Origin of the sequence: Aminobacterium sp. EBM-42 (genome assembly GCF_001896635.1) — a bacterium.
Classification (GTDB): domain Bacteria; phylum Synergistota; class Synergistia; order Synergistales; family Aminobacteriaceae; genus Aminobacterium; species Aminobacterium colombiense.
Window position 1 is genome coordinate 1 of record NZ_MPPC01000021.1, and the last position, 3631, is coordinate 3631.

Annotated in this window: 4 protein-coding genes; all 4 read left to right on the plus strand. The window is 60.1% G+C overall.

Features of this window, described 5'->3' with window-relative positions; translation table 11 throughout:
- Positions 1 to 16 precede the first annotated feature (16 nt).
- The 4 genes from BUC50_RS05815 (at position 17) to BUC50_RS05830 (ending at position 3628) form a co-directional block, all read left to right on the plus strand.
- Positions 17 to 1576, plus strand: coding sequence for an acyl-CoA carboxylase subunit beta (locus tag BUC50_RS05815; protein WP_013047678.1), 1560 nt, complete (start codon positions 17 to 19; stop codon positions 1574 to 1576).
- Between the two features lie 18 nt (positions 1577 to 1594).
- Complete coding sequence (locus BUC50_RS05820; RefSeq protein WP_286677225.1) at positions 1595 to 2002, plus strand: OadG family transporter subunit; 408 nt, start codon at positions 1595 to 1597, stop codon at positions 2000 to 2002.
- A 77-nt stretch (positions 2003 to 2079) separates the two neighbouring features.
- A complete protein-coding gene (locus BUC50_RS09710; protein ID WP_013047680.1) occupies positions 2080 to 2484 on the plus strand; it encodes a biotin/lipoyl-containing protein in 405 nt (134 codons plus the stop codon).
- A gap of 22 nt (positions 2485 to 2506) precedes the next feature.
- Positions 2507 to 3628: a sodium ion-translocating decarboxylase subunit beta gene (locus tag BUC50_RS05830; protein WP_013047681.1), complete on the plus strand. Its 1122-nt coding sequence runs from the start codon at positions 2507 to 2509 to the stop codon at positions 3626 to 3628.
- Positions 3629 to 3631 lie beyond the last annotated feature (3 nt).

Sequence of the window (3631 nt, forward strand, 5' to 3'; positions counted from 1 at the left end):
AGGGGGCAGTTGAGACATGACGAACCGAAGCATTGACGAGCTATGCGCGGATCTTGAGCGCAAGCGTGCGCAGGCCCGCGAAGGCGGTGGTCCCAAGTCGATAGAGAAGCAGCGAGGCAAAGGCAAGGGTACCGCACGTGATCGTATAGCCGGGCTTCTTGACGAGGGGACCTTTGTAGAGCTTGACGAGCAGGTGGTTCACCGGTGCGGGCGATTTGGTCTTGGAGAGACCTCTTTTCCCGGCGACGGTGTGGTCACAGGTTTTGGTGAGATAGACGGGAGGCGTGTATACGTTTTCAGCCAGGATTTCACAGTTCTTGGCGGGAGTCTTGGCGAGATGCACGCGGGCAAGATCTGCAAGGTCATGGACCTTGCCATGAAGAACGGCTCTCCAGTGGTTGGTATCAATGACAGCGGCGGCGCCCGCATTCAGGAGGCGGTAGACGCTCTCAACGGGTACGGCGACATTTTTTTCCGGAACACCATTGCCAGCGGAGTGGTGCCTCAGCTCTCCGTCATCATGGGCCCCACCGCCGGGGGAGCGGTGTACAGCCCGGCTCTCACGGACTATATTTTCATGGTTGAGAAGACGGGCATCATGCACATCACGGGTCCGGCGGTCATCAAGGCAGTCACGGGAGAGGAAGTGACCAGCGAAGCCCTTGGTGGTTCTCAGGCTCATAACACCAAGAGCGGCAACGCCCACTTCACGGCCCGGAGCGAGGAAGAATGCTTTGTCCAGGTTCGCAAGCTTCTGAGCTACCTTCCGAGCAACAACGTAGACGACGCTCCGTGGAAGGAACCGTCAGACGACCCGCTCCGGCTGGTGCCAGAACTTAGGAACGTTGTTCCCACCAACCCCAACAAGGGTTACCGTGTTCACGACGTTATCGGCAAGGTTGTAGACGACGGCGACTTTTTTGAAGTCCAGGCCCTCTGGGCCATGAACATGGTCACTGGCTACGGTCGGGTTGGAGGACAGGTAGTGGGCATCATCGCCAACCAGGCCTCGACCCTTGCGGGGTGTCTTGACATCAACGCCTCTGACAAGGCGAGCCGTTTCATACGGCACTGCGACGCCTTCAACATCCCTCTGCTCACCTTTGTAGACGTTCCCGGATATCTTCCTGGCACCGAGCAGGAATGGGGCGGCATCATCCGCCACGGCGCCAAGCTTCTTTACGCCTACAGCGAGGCCACCGTCCCCATGGTCACGGTGGTTCTTCGCAAAGCCTACGGCGGCGCCTACCTTGGCATGTGCTCCAAGGCCCTTGGGGCGGACATGGTTTTGGCGTGGCCCCAGGCGGAGATTGCCGTCATGGGGGCTGAGGGAGCGGCCAACATCGTCTTCCGGAAAGAGATAGAAAAGGCCGAAGACCAGATGAGCGAACGGAACAAAAAGATCGAGGAATACCGAGAAGCCTTCGCCAACCCTTACGTGGCGGCAGAGCGCGGCTTTGTGGACCGGGTCATATTGCCAGAGGAAACCCGCCGTGAGATCTACCTTGCCCTTCAGGGTACGGCGAACAAGCGGGAGCTTCGTCCCCGCCGCAAACACGGCGTCATGCCTCATTAGATGGGAGGGGCGATAGACGTGACCAATCTGCACACCTATTTTGAAACGGGTTTCAGCGGGCCGTTGACCCTGTGCTTCATTGCCTTTTCAGCGGTTTTTATGGTTCTTGGGGGCTTGACGGCTATCATCTACGCCATCAAGTATTTTGGGGGTGTCAAGAAGGCGTCACCGCCGTCCCAGCCTCCGGCACCCCGTGAGAAAGCCCCCGCGGCGCCGGCAGTGACAGGCGCGGAGACAGGGGATAAGGGAAAGATCGTGGCGGCCATCGCCGCGGCTCTTCTGGAGGCCACGGGGCAGCCCTGCCGGATCACCGACATTCGTCCCGCGTCGGGCCCGCATCGCCGGCCCGTTTTGAGCCTCTGGAGATCGAGCGCTATCATGGAAGGTCTCGAAAGCCTGAACAACACGAACTGGTCCAGCCGTTAGGGACCAGGGGGAGCCTATAGAATAGATAGAGACGAGAAATGAATCATGACATCACAGCAAGGTGGAGGGGAAGATAAATGAGCAAAAGATATAGAGTGACAGTGGATGGAACAAGCTACGACGTAACAGTGGAAGACCTTGGCGGGGCTTCAGCCCCTGTATCGGTGGCGGCACCAGCTCCGTCGGCGGCACCAGCAGCCCCTGCCCCAGTGGCCCCGGCTCCGGCACCAGCCCCCGTGGCAGCGGCGCCGGCTCCGTCGGCAGAGGGCGGCACCGTCATCGCGGCCCCCATGCCGGGCAAGATCCTTCGGGTCAGCGTAAGCGTTGGAACGGCGGTGAACGCCGGAGACGTTCTCCTCATCCTCGAAGCCATGAAGATGGAGAATGAGATATCCGCTCCGTCCGCCGGCACAGTGAAAGAGGTCCGGGCGCGGGAAGGAGACAGCGTCAACTCCGGAGACGCCCTGGTAGTCCTCGGCTAAGCCGAAGGAGGTACGGGCGAACATGGAAATTTATGCAAACTCATTAGGAATGATCCTTCGCTCCTCAGGTTTCGCGGGCCTTACGTGGGGGAACATGGTCATGCTGCTGGTGGCCTTCATCATGCTCTACCTGGCCATCGTGAAGGGATTTGAACCCCTGCTGCTGGTTCCCATCGGATTTGGATGCCTGCTGGTCAACCTGCCCCTTTCGGGTATCATGGACGAGGGAGGCTTTTTGCGTTATGTCTTTTTCGGAACAGAACATGAGATCTACCCCGTGATCATCTTCATGGGTATAGGCGCGCTGACAGACTTCGCGCCCCTTCTGGCCAACCCCATCACCTTCCTTCTGGGAGCGGCGGCCCAGCTGGGTGTCTTCATCGCCCTGTTCGGCGCGCTGCTTCTCGGCTTCAACGTGAAGGAGGCGGCGTCCATCGCCATCATAGGCGGTGCCGACGGCCCCACAAGCATCTACCTCACCGTGAAGCTGGCCCCCCAGATCCTGGGGGCTGTGGCGGTGGCCGCCTACAGCTACATGTCCCTGGTCCCCCTGATCCAGCCGCCGGTGATCCGTCTGCTCACCACCAAGGCGGACCGGGGTATCCGGATGGATCAGCTCCGCCCCGTCTCCAAGCTTGAACGGGTGCTCTTCCCCATCGTGTGCACCGTGTCGGCAGGGCTGCTTCTTCCCTCGTCGGTGCCCCTGATCGGAACCCTCATGTTCGGGAACCTCCTTCGGGAGTGCGGGGTGACAGAACGGTTGAACCAGGCGGCTCAGAACGAAATCCTGAACGCCACCACCATCTTCCTCGGCCTGTCGGTGGGAGCCACCATGAGCGCGGAATATTTCCTCACCATGGGAACCATCAAGATCATCGTCCTCGGCCTCGTGGCCTTCGTCTTCAGCACCGCCGGAGGCGTCGTGCTGGGTCAGGCCATGAAAGTGATAAGCGGGGGAAAGATCAACCCCATGATCGGGGCGGCGGGAGTGTCGGCGGTCCCCATGGCCGCCAGGGTGGTGCAGCGCATGTGCCAAAAAGAACACCCCGGCAACTTCCTCCTCATGCATGCCATGGGACCTAATGTGGCCGGCGTCATCGGAACTGCTGTGGCTGCAGCCGTCATGCTTACACTGTTGAGCTAAAAT

Coding starts and splice junctions, on each gene's coding strand:
- BUC50_RS05815 (WP_013047678.1), top strand. CDS start 17: ATGACGAACCGAAGCATTGACGAGCTATGCGCGGATCTTGAGCGCAAG.
- BUC50_RS09710 (WP_013047680.1), top strand. CDS start 2,080: ATGAGCAAAAGATATAGAGTGACAGTGGATGGAACAAGCTACGACGTA.
- BUC50_RS05830 (WP_013047681.1), top strand. CDS start 2,507: ATGGAAATTTATGCAAACTCATTAGGAATGATCCTTCGCTCCTCAGGT.